The 13,435-nt window shown below is 66.0% G+C and carries 16 protein-coding genes; 11 read left to right on the forward strand and 5 right to left on the reverse strand.

The genetic code is table 11. The annotated features are described in order from the left end of the window. Positions 1–45: 45 nt before the first annotated feature. The 4 genes from QNO00_RS10545 to QNO00_RS10560 are packed head-to-tail and all read left to right on the forward strand — an operon-like array spanning position 46 to position 3,340. Complete coding sequence (locus QNO00_RS10545; protein ID WP_284024476.1) at positions 46–1,479, forward strand: AAA family ATPase; 1,434 nt, start codon at positions 46–48, stop codon at positions 1,477–1,479. Positions 1,480–1,527: 48 nt separating this feature from the next. Further along, on the forward strand, positions 1,528–2,034 hold the full coding sequence (locus QNO00_RS10550) for an RNA polymerase sigma factor (RefSeq protein ID WP_284024477.1): 507 nt from the start codon (positions 1,528–1,530) through the stop codon (positions 2,032–2,034). After that, on the forward strand, positions 2,031–2,657 hold the full coding sequence (locus QNO00_RS10555) for a methylated-DNA--[protein]-cysteine S-methyltransferase (protein WP_284024478.1): 627 nt from the start codon (positions 2,031–2,033) through the stop codon (positions 2,655–2,657). The genes QNO00_RS10550 and QNO00_RS10555 overlap by 4 nt, the downstream gene beginning before the upstream one ends. Further along, positions 2,654–3,340, forward strand: a complete 687-nt coding sequence (locus QNO00_RS10560; protein WP_284024479.1) for an alpha-ketoglutarate-dependent dioxygenase AlkB family protein — start codon at positions 2,654–2,656, stop codon at positions 3,338–3,340. Before QNO00_RS10555 ends, QNO00_RS10560 begins: the two co-directional genes overlap by 4 nt. Before the next feature lie 35 nt (positions 3,341–3,375). Here QNO00_RS10560 and QNO00_RS10565 read toward each other — a convergent pair whose 3' ends face one another. Then, entirely contained in the window at positions 3,376–3,759 is a 384-nt protein-coding gene (locus tag QNO00_RS10565; protein WP_229966409.1) for a DUF1304 domain-containing protein, read from the reverse strand. Positions 3,760–3,990: 231 nt separating this feature from the next. Here QNO00_RS10565 and pstS point away from each other — a divergent pair, with 231 nt between their 5' ends. The 3 genes from pstS to QNO00_RS10580 all read left to right on the forward strand — a co-directional run bounded on the left by pstS (position 3,991) and on the right by QNO00_RS10580 (position 6,740). Continuing rightward, positions 3,991–5,142 (forward strand): phosphate ABC transporter substrate-binding protein PstS, encoded by a 1,152-nt coding sequence (pstS, locus tag QNO00_RS10570; RefSeq protein ID WP_442860512.1) that lies wholly within the window; start codon positions 3,991–3,993, stop codon positions 5,140–5,142. A gap of 86 nt (positions 5,143–5,228) precedes the next feature. Beyond that, the gene (locus QNO00_RS10575) at positions 5,229–5,429 is read left to right on the forward strand and encodes a hypothetical protein (RefSeq protein ID WP_229966407.1); all 201 of its coding nucleotides are present in this window, start codon (positions 5,229–5,231) and stop codon (positions 5,427–5,429) included. A 30-nt stretch (positions 5,430–5,459) separates the two neighbouring features. Next, positions 5,460–6,740, forward strand: a complete 1,281-nt coding sequence (locus tag QNO00_RS10580) for an AI-2E family transporter (protein ID WP_284024480.1) — start codon at positions 5,460–5,462, stop codon at positions 6,738–6,740. A gap of 434 nt (positions 6,741–7,174) precedes the next feature. On the opposite strand, the gene QNO00_RS10585 is transcribed toward QNO00_RS10580, so the two are convergent. Continuing rightward, positions 7,175–8,152: a lantibiotic dehydratase C-terminal domain-containing protein gene (locus QNO00_RS10585; protein WP_349643480.1), complete on the reverse strand. Its 978-nt coding sequence runs from the start codon at positions 8,150–8,152 to the stop codon at positions 7,175–7,177. Positions 8,153–8,715: 563 nt separating this feature from the next. Here QNO00_RS10585 and QNO00_RS10590 point away from each other — a divergent pair. Further along, the gene (locus tag QNO00_RS10590) at positions 8,716–9,240 is read left to right on the forward strand and encodes a VOC family protein (protein WP_284024482.1); all 525 of its coding nucleotides are present in this window, start codon (positions 8,716–8,718) and stop codon (positions 9,238–9,240) included. A 125-nt stretch (positions 9,241–9,365) separates the two neighbouring features. Continuing rightward, positions 9,366–9,659, forward strand: coding sequence for a hypothetical protein (locus QNO00_RS10595; RefSeq protein ID WP_284024483.1), 294 nt, complete (start codon positions 9,366–9,368; stop codon positions 9,657–9,659). Here QNO00_RS10595 and QNO00_RS10600 read toward each other — a convergent pair. After that, the gene (locus QNO00_RS10600) at positions 9,656–10,150 is read right to left on the reverse strand and encodes a PGPGW domain-containing protein (protein WP_284024484.1); all 495 of its coding nucleotides are present in this window, start codon (positions 10,148–10,150) and stop codon (positions 9,656–9,658) included. The genes QNO00_RS10595 and QNO00_RS10600 overlap by 4 nt on opposite strands. A 116-nt stretch (positions 10,151–10,266) precedes the next feature. On the opposite strand from QNO00_RS10600, the gene QNO00_RS10605 reads away from it, so the two are divergent. After that, positions 10,267–10,479: a hypothetical protein gene (locus QNO00_RS10605; RefSeq protein ID WP_284024485.1), complete on the forward strand. Its 213-nt coding sequence runs from the start codon at positions 10,267–10,269 to the stop codon at positions 10,477–10,479. Between the two features lie 41 nt (positions 10,480–10,520). Here the strand turns inward: QNO00_RS10605 and QNO00_RS10610 are convergent, their stop codons facing one another. Both QNO00_RS10610 and QNO00_RS10615 read right to left on the reverse strand, forming a co-directional pair. Next, positions 10,521–11,177, reverse strand: a complete 657-nt coding sequence (locus QNO00_RS10610) for a hypothetical protein (RefSeq protein WP_229966400.1) — start codon at positions 11,175–11,177, stop codon at positions 10,521–10,523. Between the two features lie 116 nt (positions 11,178–11,293). Then, the gene (locus QNO00_RS10615; protein WP_229966399.1) at positions 11,294–11,524 is read right to left on the reverse strand and encodes a hypothetical protein; all 231 of its coding nucleotides are present in this window, start codon (positions 11,522–11,524) and stop codon (positions 11,294–11,296) included. A gap of 498 nt (positions 11,525–12,022) precedes the next feature. Here QNO00_RS10615 and QNO00_RS10620 point away from each other — a divergent pair, with 498 nt between their 5' ends. Continuing rightward, a complete protein-coding gene (locus QNO00_RS10620) occupies positions 12,023–13,417 on the forward strand; it encodes an FAD-binding oxidoreductase (protein WP_284024486.1) in 1,395 nt (464 codons plus the stop codon). The last annotated feature ends 18 nt before the right edge of the window (positions 13,418–13,435 follow it).

Below are 13,435 nucleotides of genomic sequence, written 5' to 3' on the forward strand. Positions count from 1 at the left end.
ACCCCTGGGTCCGATGCCGGGAGAGCGCTGGTAGGCTCTGCCCGCATGGATGAAAAACTGGGGGAATTCCTCACGAGCTTCAACACTGCAGTGACGCTTGCCCAGGAGTACAGGGGCCACGCTGACGAGCATCGAAGGATCGCCACGGCCCTGTCCGGCTTTATGAGTCAGCCGGGCGGCGAGCTGCCCGTGGTGGCCGAGAATTTTCCGGCGCACCGCTTCGCCGATCTGGACATAGCACTGGAAAAACTCGCCGGCTCCGATCCTGAGGCAACCCTGCTCGGAATGGGCGGCGGGCAGCAGCGGCACCATGTTGACCTCGCGGACATCTTCCATGAGGGGTATTCGTATATTCCGGTCGGCCAGCCCGACTATGTCAATCTCCCCACCGGGCCGGACAGTTACCGTCAGGCGTTGACCCTGGGAATTCGGCTTTTCCGCTACCAGGGCAGCCCAATGGCTGTCATGCAGCGCGCCGCCGATCCCCAGTCCGGCCGGAACACTCCCTCGCTCTCCGTGCTTACGGCCGACCGCGCAGTTGCGGCCGCCTTCCTCGCGGAAATCCAGACGGAGCTGAGCCGCAACAGCATTCTGCGCGGACAGGTGGTGTCCTTCACGCACAATCCCTACGGCCAGGAGGCCGCCGGTGTGTCTTTCCTGGTCCGGCCGCAGCTGGCCGAAAAGGACGTCATCCTGCCCCCGGGGGTGCTGGGGAAGGTCTCCGCCCACGTGCTGGGGATCGCAGGGCACCGGAGCGAGCTGCAGAGCCGGGGCCAGCACCTCAAACGCGGGGTGCTGCTGTACGGGCCTCCCGGCACTGGAAAAACGCACACCGTCCGGCGACTGCTCAGTGCGAGTGAAGGGACGACGGCGGTGCTCCTCTCCGGCGGCTCCCTGGCCGCCGTTTCCGAGGCAGCCAAGTTGGCGCGTGCCATGGCGCCATCCCTGGTGATTCTCGAAGATATCGACCTCGTGGCCGAGGACCGAAGCTTCGGCCACGGACCCCAGCCGCTGCTCTTTGAAGTGCTTGACGCTCTCGACGGGCTGGACTCCGATGCTGACGTGGCCTTCATCATGACCACCAACCGGGTGGATGTACTGGAGCGTGCCCTGGCCCAGCGGCCCGGCCGCGTGGATCTCGCCGTCGAAATTCCCATGCCGGACACCGGCAGCCGCGCCCGGCTGCTGGCCCTCTACTCACCGGACGGCATGTTCTCGCCGCAGGCACTGAGCCAGGCAGCGGAGCAGAGCGAGGGCGCCACCGCATCCTTTGCCCGTGAACTGGTGCGCCGGGCCATCCTCAGTGCCTTGACCGCAGGAGAGGAGCCCGGCGATGCCCACCTGCTCCTGGCAGCGGAGGAGCTGATGGGGCAGGGCGAAGAGCTCACGCGCAGCCTGCTCGGGGCGGCCGCCGGTGCCGAAGACTCCGGTCCGGGGACCGGGTGGCTGGCAGCTTCGGGTGAGAGCATGGGATCGTAAACCGGGAGCTCACAAAGCCGCTCCCGGAAACGTCTACCGGGTGTGGAAGTGAAACCGTTCGAAGCCATCGTCAGGGAACACGGTCCGGCCGTGCTGCGGGTCTGCCGCGCGGTGCTGGGGCCGCAGGACGCCGAGGACGCCTGGTCGGAGACCTTCCTGGCCGCCCTGCGCGCCTACCCTGCGCTTGCTCCCGGCGCCAACATCGAGGCCTGGCTGGTGACCATCGCCAAGCACAAGGCCATCGACTCCCACCGCGCGGCCGCCCGCCGGCCGGTTCCGGTCGAGGAGCTTCCCGAGACACCGGACCGAGGGGCGCCCTCCGCCACGGAACCCGGGGCGCCGCGGCGTCCCGGGGATGACGGATCCGATCCGCTCTGGGCCGCGCTGAAAACCCTGCCGCGGCGCCAGCGCGAAGCCCTCGCCTATCACCACCTCGCCGGACTGCCCTATGCCGAGGTGGCCGTGCTGCTCGGCGGCACCGCGGCCGCATGCCGCCGATCGGCCGCCGACGGCCTGAAGAAACTCCGCATCCTGAATCTGGAGGACTCCCGATGACACAGCCGCTGGAACAGCTGCCCCCGGAACTGCGGCTGCCGCCCGGGCAGGAAACCGCCGACGACGCCGCCCTGTTGCGGCTGCATTCCCGCCTCACCGCCGCCGCCGTGGAAACCGGCGTGCTTGATGTGGCGTACACCGTGCTCGAGACCCCGCTGGGAGAACTGCTCCTGGCCGCGACTCCCGTCGGCCTGGTCCGGGTGTCCTTTGCCCGCGAGGATCACGATGCCGTGCTCGCCACCCTCGCGGAACGCATCAGCCCCCGGATCCTCGAGGCCCCCGACCGGCTGCGGGCCGCGGCTGCCCAGATCACCGAGTACTTCGCCGGCATCCGCCGCTCCTTTGACCTGCCGCTGGACCTGCGGCTGACCGCCGGCTTCCGCCGCTCGGTCGTGGAGCACCTTTCCGGCATCGGCTACGGAACCACCGCAACCTACGCCGCCGTGGCCGCGCTGGCCGGCAGCCCCGGGGCGGTGCGCGCCGTCGGGACCGCCTGCGCCCTGAACCCGCTGCCCGTGGTCGTGCCCTGCCACCGGGTGGTGCGCTCGGACGGCGCCACCGGCGGTTACCGCGGGGGTCCGGACGCGAAGCGTCTTCTCCTGAAGCTGGAGGCGGCGGCATGACCGGCACGCTCTTTCCTCCGAACCGCGCCGCGCTGGGCCCCGGCGCCGTCCATGTTCCCGGGTGGCTCGACCCGGCGGCCCAGCGCGACATTGTCGCCGCCTGCCGACAGTGGGCCATCGGACCGGTGCCGATGCGGGCTGCGGTCCTGCCCGGAGGGCATCCCATGTCGGTGCAGACCGTTTGCCTGGGCTGGCATTGGCAGCCGTACAAATACACCCGAACGGCCGACGACGCCGGCGGCGGCCGGGTGGCCGACGTTCCGGACTGGCTGGTGCAGCTGGGCCGGCGGGCCCTGGCCGCGGCGTATCTGCAGCCCGGCCAGCCCGGCTACGCTCCGGACATTTGGAAGCCCGAGGACTACACGCCGGACACCGCGCTGATCAACTACTACGCGCATGGGGCCCACATGGGCATGCACCAGGACAAGGATGAACGGTCCAGCGCCCCGGTGGTTTCCCTGAGCATCGGCGACACCTGCATATTCCGCTTCGGGAATACATCCGCGAGGACCAAGCCGTACACCGATATTGAGCTGAACTCCGGGGATTTGTTCGTCTTCGGCGGCCCGTCGCGGTTCGCTTACCACGGCGTCCCGAAGACCCTGCCCGGCACGGCGGATCCGGAAACCGGGCTGGCCGGCGGCCGGATCAACATCACTCTGCGGATGACGGGCCTGGCCTAACCCGTCCGGAGGGCAGATGGATGGAAACGGTGCCCTCAGGCGCCGAGCAGTGTGAATGCGAGGCAGACGGCGGGTGGCCCGCCCTGAATCAGTGCCGGCCGGATCATGCTCCGGTTGCTGACCACCAGGACCAGCGCTGCAAGCACCATGGAGGCTGAGGAAAAACTCATCAGGGTCAGCCCGGCCACCCTGCTGCCGGCGCCGAGCAGAACGACCCCGAGCACAATCCCAACCGCCAGGAACAGGTTGTAAAAACCCTGGTTGTAGGCCAGCGTCTGCGTGGAGGCGGCTTCCTGCGGGGTGGAGACACGAAAGATGGCCATCGTGGCCGGCGCCGTCCAGCGCAGGGATTCCAGGACAAAGATGTACAGGTGAACGGCCGCCGCTAAGACGGCAAAAACGGCTGCGGTAATGAGCACAAGAACTCCTTCCGCCTGAATCCCCGCGGGCCCGCCGCCGCGGAAAGAGTTGCTCCGTCTGCGGCAGATGGGCGGCCGCCGGGGAAGCGGCGTTGCCGGGGACACAATCGTTGCACCTGGTGTGTGGTCCCGCCAAGGACGGGCAGGCCTTTCGAGTTGGCGATGGACCCGGAACGGCGGCTAGCCTTGAAGAGGTGTCCGGTCTATTGCCGGAGCCTCACGGGCTGCTCGATGCCCACAGCCACAGTCCCCGGAAGGACCGCCTCCGTGCCGAAACCCCGTTCCGCCCGCACGCTTGCCTTGGTTGCCGCAGCTGCCCTGGCGTTGTCTGCCTGCGGCTCCGACTATCCGCTCGGCGATGAACAGCGCGAGGCAGCGGAAAACAGCACCTCCACGCTGTCCGGCATCCTGTCAGGCTCCGGCTCCAGCGCGCAGGGCCCGGCGATGGATGCGTGGATTGCCGGTTTCGGGATCCGGCATCCGGACGTTCAGCTCCAGTACTCCCCGGATGGATCCGGCGCCGGGCGCAATGCCCTGCTGGCGGGCGCCGTGAACTTTGCCGGCTCCGACGCCTACCTTCAGGACGAGGAGATTGCCGAGGCCAAGGAAGTGTGCGGTCCCGGCGGAGCCATGGATATCCCGGCCTACATTTCGCCGATTGCTGTTGCCTTCAACCTGCCGGGCATTGACTCCCTCAATATGGACGCGGCAACGATCGCCGCCGTCTTCCGGGGCGAGATCACGACGTGGAATGATCCGGCGATAGCCGCGCAGAACCCCGGCATCCAGCTTCCGGCCACTCCCGTCACACCGGTCAGCCGCGCCGATGATTCCGGCACCACGGAGAACTTCACCGAATACCTGCATGATGCCGCTCCGGCGGCCTGGCCGGATGGCCCGTCGGGAACTTGGCCCGGAGGGTTGGCCGGCGAAAACGCGCAGGGCAACTCCGGGGTCGTCAGCACCGTGACACGCACCGAGGGAGCCGTTACGTACGCCGACGATTCGGTCATCGACGACTCCATGGGCACCGTAAACCTGCGCGTCGGTGACCAGTACGTGCCGATCAGCGCCGACGGCGCCTCGATCGCCGTCGAACAGGCAAGCCGTGTTCCGGACCGCAGCGCCGACGACATTGCCCTCCATCTGGATCGCACGACCACTGCTCCCGGCGCCTACCCCCTCGTGCTGGTGTCGTACCAGATCTTCTGCAGCGCGTACGAGGATCCGGAGACGGTGGAACTGGTGAAGGAGTTCGGGCTGTATGTTGTCAGCGATGAGGGGCAGGCAGCCTCGGAGGATGCCGCCAAGAGCGCGCCGATCCCGGCGTCCCTCGCGGAACAGGCCCGCACGGCCATAGACGGCATCACCACGATGCCCTGATAACCGAAGCCGGTACGGGCGGAGCCCCCTTGCGCGGTCCGGACAGCGGTGGCACCGTTGACCTACCGCACTTTGAAGGGGGCGTTATGCAACCCATACAAATTGAGCGCTGGTGGCCGTATCTCGACGGCTCGGCCAAGGCATGGCTTCGGGAAAACCTCCGCGACGAGGGGATTCCGGGAAAGGTTCAGGACCGCATCGCGGAGGCGGGCGGACCTGTGATGGAGCCCATCCTTGAGGAGCGGGACTGGGTGTTCATCGAAGCGCAGCCGCAGTTCGCGGAATAGCTGCCCTCGCTCTTGAGGCAAAATGGAGCGGTGAAGACGACCGAATCCGCATCCTCGACGGCAACCCCCGAACGCAGCGACCAGTCGCCCGCGGATGACCGCGGTGCCAGGAAACGCCCAAGGACAACCTCCGGCCTCAAGCCGCGCGGGACCTTTGCCCGCGGACTGGCTGCTTCATCCGTCTGGGTTGCCCGGGCGCTGATAGTCCTGGCGGGCCTCGTGGTCATCTGGTTCGGTATCCGGTCGCTCTGGTCGATCGCCCTTCCGGGCCTGCTCGCCCTGCTGCTGTCGTCCATCCTGTGGCCGGTCAACCGGGTGCTCCGCAAGGCGCTGCCCAAGGCCCTGGCCGCGTTGCTCACCCTCGTGGGACTGCTCGCCGCCATCGCCGCGGTCGCCATGCTGGTCCTGCCCTCCATTTCCTCCGGTTCGAAGGAACTGGTCAAGATGGCCGGGCGGAACCTGCAGGACCTGAGCGATTTTGTCGCCGGGCTGCCGTTCGCTGTTTCGGAAATCGACTTCAATGAACTGCTCGACGCCGGTGTGGCCCAGCTGCGCGCACACAGCAGCGACATTGTCTCCGGCATCACCGCCGGACTCGGGACGGTCACGTCGGTCACCGTGGTGTTCCTGCTTACCCTGGTGTTCACCTTTTTCTGTCTCAAGGACGGCGACAAATTCCTGCCCTGGGCCAGCCGCTGGACCAATAACCGGGCCTTTGTCCACTCCGTCAAGGTCTCCGAACAGGCCTGGCAGACACTGTCCGCCTACATCCTGTCCCAGGCCGCCGTCGCGCTGGTCGACGCCGTACTCATCGGGGTGGCCCTGCTGCTGCTGGACGTTCCGCTGGCTCTGGCACTGATGGTCCTGATTTTCTTCGCCAGCTTCATTCCCATTGTTGGAGCAGTGGCTACCGGAGTCCTGGCCACCATGGTGACGCTGGTCGCCCACGGCTGGGTGACGGCCCTGATTGTCCTGGGCATCGTGCTGGTGGTTCAGCAGCTCGAGTCAAACATCCTGCAGCCCCTGCTGGTGGGCAAGACTCTGAAACTCCACCCCGCGGTGGTGCTGGGATCCGTTACCGTTGGCAGCACTCTTTTCGGGATTGTGGGTGCGTTCCTGGCGGTCCCCGCAACCGCCGTCACCATTGTGGTGCTGCGGTACCTGCGCGACCAGTCACTGACCTCGGCCAACGCGGCCGTGTCCGGAAAGGTGCCGGAAGCAGACAGCGGATTCGTTCCGGAGCCAAGCAATGATCAGGAACTGCCCCAGCCCGTTTCCGCTGCAGCCAAGGCTTCGGCGGATACCGCCTAGCCGGCCGGCAGCGGCCTCTCGGGGCCTAGCGGTGAAAAGTGTAGCTCGGCTCGTATTTGGTGGACGCGGTGAGGCGGTGTACCCGCAGGCCGCAGAAGGGGTCGTGGACCGCAACCTCCAACCGGGCAGTAACCGGATGGGGATGGTAAATGCAGGTACAGGAAAACTGCACGCCGAAGCCGCCTTTCCGAATTCCGCTCAATGCGTGTGCCGCGGCACGCGCTGCGCTACCGACGCAGGTCCGGCAGCGCCGTCGTACTTGTGCTCATATTGTGTCAAGAAGCGGCGGAAGGCAAAAAACGCTGAGCGGAAATCCGGTACATGAGGCGGGGCGCCTCCAGTGGTCTCACTTCCGGAAGCGCCCCTCTCGTTGCCCCATTAGCAGGACCAATCGACCTGAAAGGATGCTGGCAGCGGACCCCTCCGCGGGCCGCCTACGGGGCCATCTTGAGGAAGTCGGCTTCCCGTTCCTTGCTCCAGGACCGCGCGTAGAGTCCAAGCCCGGCCTCGTCGCGGACGGAGATGCCGAGGCGGTTCAGCATCAGCCGGCTTTGGTAGACGGTCAACTGCTGGGCGCTGCGGCTGGCCCGCACCTTGTCCGCGCGGTACAAATAGGTGTCAATGGCCCGGGACCAGCGCTTGCGCCAGTTATCCACGGCCGGCTCCGAGGCTGTGGCAGCCATTAGCCGGTGGGCCGGCACAATTCGCGGCGCCAGCTGCGAGGTCAGCGCGTTTCGCACGTGCGCGGCCTGGGGCCCCGAACCGGCAGTGCAGCTGCGCAGGTGACTGTCCCAGTAATAGTCCCAGGAAATGGCCCGCCGGTCTGCCCAGACGGGGGAGCGCGGGCCGCGCATCATGCTGTAGCTGGCATCGAAAAGGAGCAACGCGGCCAGCGACGAGCGGCTGTTCGGCTTGGGGAAGCGTGAAGTGGCCCAAGCAGCCAGATCGGACGACAGCTCGAAAACTTCTTCCGCCAGTGAGAGCCCGTCCGCTCCGCCGTATTTCGCCAGGTCGGACTCGGCCCTCGGCGACACCGGCCCATAGTCCCAGCGGCTCGGGATGGCATCCTCCCGGTACTCCGACGTCTGCAGCTCCCCCAAGTTGGGAACGGCTTGATCCACCAGCGCGCGCATCAGGGATTCCAAGCGGTCCAGAACCCGGGGTGCACCGAGTATGCGGACCTGGATGGACGGACGGGCCGGGTCCATGCAGCGTGTGTGGAACCACCGCTGTGCGCCCCATGATCGGGCTTGGGCGGCCAGCGGAGTAACGACATCCCCGATTACGGCGTCACAGACATCCTTTTCATTGGGCTGGATGGTCAATGACCACCACTCGGCTCCTGTGGTTAACGGCTTGACTGGCTGTGCCGCAGCTAACTGGCTCATGTGAAGCCCTCCCGTTGATGTCATACCGGCAAAAATTCCGGCAAGTATTTCAGGCAAAGAAGTAGGACTGATGTGCTGTGCTGCCCTCTGCAGTTTTGGGTTGGCGGCCGGTGGGGAGCCTAGGATCTCGACTTCCGCGGAAACGCGGCTTCCTTTGCTGCCGGTCCGGCCGCTGGAGGCCGGAGGAGGATTGGGGGCAGATGAGGATAATGGTGCAGATGCTCCCTGTCGGCGTGTGCGGTGCCGTCAGGCTCATATACTTCCAGCAGACACGCCGCGTTTTCTAGAGGTATCTTAAAAACCCCTCGGAATCCGAGTTACTAGTTGCACCCACAGAAATATCGGGTATAAATTCTTCGCGGAGTGGCGGGGTTGTCCCCTGGCCCGAAAGAGCCGATGTGCGGCGCCGTTCGGGGGCGCGTACGGAAAAAGTTTCCGTAACTTTGGGCGTGCACTCTGGTGGAGCGGTTGTCCGTGACCTTAGAGTCTAGTTTGTTGCCGACGGCAATTACCCTTAGCCCTGCAGGAGCAGGCCGACTTGGGCAGTTCCTGTTTCCGCATGGCCGCCCGCGGTCAAGGAAGGGCGAATGACAGAACTTCTGTGGCCGACTGACGTATCCGGGCGGCTGAGTGAGCTCCTGGCCGCTGCCTTCACCGGTGTGCGGTTTCAAATTGTCCCCCTGGCCGCGTACGAGATCACGACCCTGGACGTGGCCTGGACTGACGGGCCGTCGCTGCAGGAAGTGGATGAGGTGGCACTGGACTTCGTGCTGCGCGCTCACCTGGACTCCTGGGGCACGCCCTGCAAGTTAAGAATTGACAGGATTTCCAAGCGGCGAATGATGAGTCCATCCGTTGAGGAGAGGCTGCTGAAGGTGCTGGCTTCCGAGATGGGGATGGACGCCGGACAGGTCGACATGGAAATGGTCCATCCGCTGCCTCCCGTCCTCGGTTCAGTGCGGTACTCCGCCGAAAAAGGCACGGTTCGGGAGTTCCTGGACATGCTGTTTGAAGCCACCAGTTTTGCTGACGCGGAATTGAATGCGGCGGAACCGGACGCAGGTGGCCGCGAACCGGGCGGGCTTCTGTGCAGATGCACCCTGTGTGCGTAGCGGTCCGTGAGCCTGGCTCACGGGGGCGTCCGCTTCCTTAACGAGGTCTGCTTCCGGACGCCGGAGCGTCCGGAAGCAGACCGGGCCGTTACCGGCGGCTTGCTGGTTTTGTCCCCTGAACCGCTATGCCGACGTTTGGCGGCGGCTATGCCCGGGAAGCCGGCAGTGCGGCGTCGTCGTTCAGCAGCTCGCCCTCTTCGGCGGCGGCGGTGCCGGAATCGCGGGTCAGGGTCAGGCAGGACGCGGCTGCCACAACTGAACAGGCGCTGGCCGAGGATGAGGGCATCGAAGATGCATGGGACGGACCAATCCGAAACGGCCTGGCCGGCCTGAGCGACGAGGAAGCGGCAGCCCTCGCGGCTGCTGCCGAGGCGCTGCAGGCACTCAATGCCCGGCTGCGGTCCGACCAGACCGCCTAAGCCTGATTGCCCGGGGCCCGTCGGGAATCGGCCGTCTCCACGGCGCCGGAATTGCGCGTGGCCCGTCCGCGGAATTTGCGGCAGCTGTAAACAATCAGCCCCAGGGCGATAAGCCCGGAGATGATGAGTCCGGTTCCGGTGCCCCAGCCGCCGGGCAGCCAGAGGGCATCACCGTAGGGCCACCACGGCGGAGTCTTGCCCCAGGCGCCCCAGAGAATACCTGCTGCCATGACTGACACGGCGCCGCTCGCACTGAAGCCGATGCGTGGCCAGGTTTGCACTCCCTTTTCGGCCGCTTCAAAGGCCTTGGCCTTGACCGGGCGGAGGAAGCGGTTGGCCCACCGATAGCGCAGGGAGAGCAAGGCCAGGCCGGCCACAATGGCCAGGAGGCCGGGGCCGGGCAGGACCAAGGCGGCCAGTCCCAGGACAATCAGCGCCCATCCGGCAACCTCGATACCCACGCGGCGCAACCACCGCGGTAAGGCCTTCATCGGCACCAGTCCAGGGACGGCACGGTGTCGCTTCGGTGCGGCAGCCGGATATGCTCCCGACTGGGACGCACTGTGGGTGCGCGGCCGTAATATATGTAGGCAGAGGTTCCACTGACATGAAGAGAGTGAACATGAAAACCATGCTGACCCCCGACGATCCGTACCCCGAGGATTTGCAGGACCTGGAACTGTCGGACGTGGAAATCCTCAACAGCAAGGTGCATCGGGAGCGGGACGTGGAGATCCTCCGGGATGGTGAAATCCATCCGGAGACCGAATTTCGGCACGAGGAACTGGTGCAGGAACTCGATCGACGGGATGAGGGCTAAGGGGAAATCGCGGAGCCTGGTCGAGGCGGTTCGCACGCCGCTCAGTTTCCGAGTCCGGCCTTGTCCACTCGGCGGTGGAAGCGCATGCCGGCCAGACCCCCCAAGATGGCTCCGGCGAGCGCAACCAAGGCTGCAATGATGATTGAGATGATGGCGGCGCCCGTATTGTCTCCGGAGAGCTGCGGATAGGTGTTCAGCTGGGCGTTGATGTTCAGCTCGCTCCCGGCAATGGCTCCGATAAGGGCCAGTACGACGGCGATGACGATGCCCCAGGCCCAGACCGCCACGCCCTGCTTGATGCCGCTGAACCGTGCCATCCGTCCGGCAACGTATCCGCCGCAGAAGTAGGCAACAAACAGGATCACCATGAGAATAATGATTCCGGTGATCCCGGCGCCCTCGGGGTTGGCTGTGGCCTCGCCGGCGACGTCGTTATTGTTGGCGATCAAGGCCGCGCCGAAAGCAGTGGCGATAGCGCTCAACAGCACTGTGGTTCCGGCGGCAGCCAACCAGCCGAAGAAGGCGGAGCCGATCTTGACGCCGCCAAACTCATCTTTTTCCCGTCCAACAATCTGCTCGCGGCTTTCAGCGGCGTCGTGGCGGCGGTTGGTGCTGCCGGCATTCCGGCTTGGCTGGCCGGTGCCCGCAGGGTTTGGCTTGCGGGCCGGCTCTCCGGCCGCTCCTGCGCTCGTGCTCATCGGATTCTCCCTTTACCAATTTAGGATCTGAAGAACGAACCGTAATAGACAGTGTGCTTACTAATCCTACAGGGGCGGCCTGCGTGCCGTGAAGGGGACTGGGTATCAGGAAGAAATCAGGACGAGGGTTTTGCTTCCGAGGCGGGGCTGTCCTCGTCCACTTCGAGGGCTGGCTGATCTTCCCGCTCGGCTTCGCCGTCGTTCCCGGCTTCCTCCTCGTGCTCCTGCGTCTTTGCCTCCTGGACGAGGCGGGCAGTTACTTCGTCGTTGAACTCATCCCGGGTGCCGGCCAGATTGTTGTCCGTGGCGTCGGCTCCGGGGTTGATGCTCTGATCCTGGTCGCTCATGTGCTGCTCCTGTCCTTGGCGTAACGCCCGGTGTGGAAACTTCTCCGGGAAGCGAATGGGCGTTCGGTACTTCCCCAGCCTTGCATATGCAGTGCCGGCGGCGCAGCCGGCTTGCCAACCGTGGCGGGCCCGGCCGGCGTCGGCTTCTTCCTTTTCCTGCTGGATTTCGATGCAGCTCCGCAGCGCCGCTCCTTATCTCCGGGCCCGGGCGTGCGCTCACGCTCCACCCATGTCCGCTGAACGGCACAGCGACGAGACTTCACGGTGGATCCCTGACGTTCAAAGGTTCGCCGGGGAAAGGTACGGTCTTCACCGCTGCGCTGCCGGATGTGGAGCAGGGGCCCGCTCCGGCGGCGTGTCCTGCGGGCGAGGCGCCCCTCCGTCTCTTGACTGTCCCGGCGCCGCGGCGAACAATTTTTAGCGAGAGCGGCAGGAGCCGTATGGATTCGGGCACCATCCGCGGGCCCGGCGGTAGCCGCCCACAAGGTGGTGAACCCGATGTTCCCTGAGCTGCCTCCGGACGCCGTGGAAGACTTGCGCACAGCCGTGGCCGGAACCGTTATTCTCCCGGATGAAGAAACCTACGAGACGGCACGCAACGTCTGGAACGGGATGATCGATGTCCGGCCGGCACTGATTGTCCGGGCCGGGTCCGCAAAGGACATTGCACCCGTGCTGGACTTCGCCCAGCTGTGGGGGCTGCCGCTGGCGGTGCGCGGCGGAGGGCACAACGTGGCCGGCAATGGCACGGTCGCCGACGGCGTGGTCCTGGACATGGGTGCGCTGAACGACGTCAGCGTGGACGCCGGCGCCGGTACGGTCACCGTGCAGGCGGGGGCAACCATCGGAAACGTGGACCTCGCCACCGCCCCTTACGGGCTCGCGGTTCCCCTGGGTGTGGTCTCAGGCACGGGAGTCGCCGGGCTGACGCTCGGCGGCGGCGTCGGCTGGCTCACCCGAACCGGCGGGCTGAGCATCGACAACCTGCTGGGAGCCGACGTCGTCACCTCCGACGGTGAGGAGGTGCGCGCGGACGCGGACCAGCACCCCGAGCTGTTCTGGGGGCTGCGCGGCGGGGGCGGGAACTTCGGCGTGGTGACCTCTTTTACGTTTTCGGCACATCCGCTGCCCGCGCAGGTCCTCACCGGGAACCTGGTGTACGGCAACATGCACTGGCACTCGGCGCTGCACGCCTATGACGCGTGGACGGCCGGGCTGCCCGATGAGATGACCACCATCATCAGCTGCCTGGTGCCGATCGAGGAATGGGACATGGGGGACCAGCCGCTGCTGGTGATCGGACTCGCCTGGGCGGACCCGGATCAGGAGGCCGGGGCAGCGCTGATCCGGCAGCTTACCGCGGCAGCTCCCCCTGACATGGAGGTAGTGGAAGCGGTGCCCTGGTCCGAATGGCAGACGGCCATGGACTCGACGTTTCCGCCGGGTTCGCGCGCCTACTGGAAAAACGCCAACATCGACCGACTTGATGACGCCGCCATAGATGCCCTGGTGCGCGCCGGCTGTGAGCAGACCTGGCGCGGGACCGGTTTCGACATTCACCATCTGGGCGGCGCCTACGGCCGTGTGTCGGAGGACGCCACCGCCTTTCCCACCCGGGATGCCCCCTACTGGCTGAACATTTACGGCTTCTGGCAGGACCCGGCGGACGATGCCGCCCGGACGGCCTTTGTCCGAGGGGTGGCGAAGGCCGTGGAACCGTTTTCCTCCGGCGCGCAGTACGTGAACTTTATGGGCGCCGAGGATCCGGTGGCACAGGGCACCGCCCCGTCCGTCTACGGGACGGACAAGCTGGCCCGCCTCACGGCGCTGAAGAATGCGTACGATCCGCAGAACCTGTTCCGGCGGAACCACAACATCGTTCCCAGTACCTAATTGTTCCCAGCACCTAGC

The organism is Arthrobacter sp. zg-Y1219 (assembly GCF_030125545.1).
Taxonomy (GTDB): Bacteria; Actinomycetota; Actinomycetes; order Actinomycetales; family Micrococcaceae; genus Arthrobacter_B.

What these genes read in the sequence shown, in the direction of transcription:
- QNO00_RS10545 (WP_284024476.1), top strand. Translation starts at nt 46, where the DNA reads ATGGATGAAAAACTGGGGGAATTCCTCACGAGCTTCAACACTGCAGTG.
- QNO00_RS10555 (WP_284024478.1), top strand. Translation starts at nt 2,031, where the DNA reads ATGACACAGCCGCTGGAACAGCTGCCCCCGGAACTGCGGCTGCCGCCC.
- QNO00_RS10560 (WP_284024479.1), top strand. Translation starts at nt 2,654, where the DNA reads ATGACCGGCACGCTCTTTCCTCCGAACCGCGCCGCGCTGGGCCCCGGC.
- pstS (WP_442860512.1), top strand. Translation starts at nt 3,991, where the DNA reads ATGCCCACAGCCACAGTCCCCGGAAGGACCGCCTCCGTGCCGAAACCC.
- QNO00_RS10575 (WP_229966407.1), top strand. Translation starts at nt 5,229, where the DNA reads ATGCAACCCATACAAATTGAGCGCTGGTGGCCGTATCTCGACGGCTCG.
- QNO00_RS10585 (WP_349643480.1), bottom strand. Translation starts at nt 8,152, where the DNA reads ATGACATCAACGGGAGGGCTTCACATGAGCCAGTTAGCTGCGGCACAG.
- QNO00_RS10590 (WP_284024482.1), top strand. Translation starts at nt 8,716, where the DNA reads ATGACAGAACTTCTGTGGCCGACTGACGTATCCGGGCGGCTGAGTGAG.
- QNO00_RS10595 (WP_284024483.1), top strand. Translation starts at nt 9,366, where the DNA reads ATGCCGACGTTTGGCGGCGGCTATGCCCGGGAAGCCGGCAGTGCGGCG.
- QNO00_RS10600 (WP_284024484.1), bottom strand. Translation starts at nt 10,150, where the DNA reads ATGAAGGCCTTACCGCGGTGGTTGCGCCGCGTGGGTATCGAGGTTGCC.
- QNO00_RS10605 (WP_284024485.1), top strand. Translation starts at nt 10,267, where the DNA reads ATGAAGAGAGTGAACATGAAAACCATGCTGACCCCCGACGATCCGTAC.
- QNO00_RS10610 (WP_229966400.1), bottom strand. Translation starts at nt 11,177, where the DNA reads ATGAGCACGAGCGCAGGAGCGGCCGGAGAGCCGGCCCGCAAGCCAAAC.
- QNO00_RS10615 (WP_229966399.1), bottom strand. Translation starts at nt 11,524, where the DNA reads ATGAGCGACCAGGATCAGAGCATCAACCCCGGAGCCGACGCCACGGAC.
- QNO00_RS10620 (WP_284024486.1), top strand. Translation starts at nt 12,023, where the DNA reads ATGTTCCCTGAGCTGCCTCCGGACGCCGTGGAAGACTTGCGCACAGCC.